The 454-nt window shown below is 62.1% G+C and carries 1 protein-coding gene; it reads right to left on the reverse strand.

What is annotated here, in order from left to right; genetic code table 11:
• A partial coding sequence (locus tag KVP70_RS33255) for a condensation domain-containing protein (RefSeq protein ID WP_217946714.1) occupies positions 1 to 454 on the reverse strand: 454 nt, incomplete at both ends.

The raw sequence follows: 454 nt of genomic DNA on the forward strand, positions 1-454 counted from the left end.
GAGCAAACCAAACGGGACCGTCGGTTCGTCGATGTCGCCCAACTGTTCCCGGAAATACGCTTCGTGCGCCGCCGCTGGAATGGCCAGCGTCTGCGCAATGAAGTTACGGTAGGGCAGCGGTTTGGCCTGGCGTTCTGATTGCCCTGACAGTAGCAGTTGGATCTCCGCGACAATATACTCGAGTGTCATGTGATCGCTCATCAGGTGATGGAAGAGCAGCGCAAGGTAGCAGGTGGCGCTCTGCGGATCGGCGGCCACATAGGCGGCCATCAAGGGTGCCTGCTGCAAGTCCAGCCGCAGGTGGCGTGGATCGGTTTGCGCCTGTACCTGCGGGAGCGCGTCGCTTGCCGCATCCAGCGTGAGTTCAATGATCGGCAACGGGGCGTGGCGATACACCACTTGCACCGGCTGCGCCAGTCCCTGCCAGTGGGCGGCGCTGCGCAAGATGTCGTGT

Origin of the sequence: Duganella violaceipulchra (assembly GCF_019166075.1) — a bacterium.
Taxonomy (GTDB): domain Bacteria; phylum Pseudomonadota; class Gammaproteobacteria; order Burkholderiales; family Burkholderiaceae_D; genus Rugamonas; species Rugamonas violaceipulchra.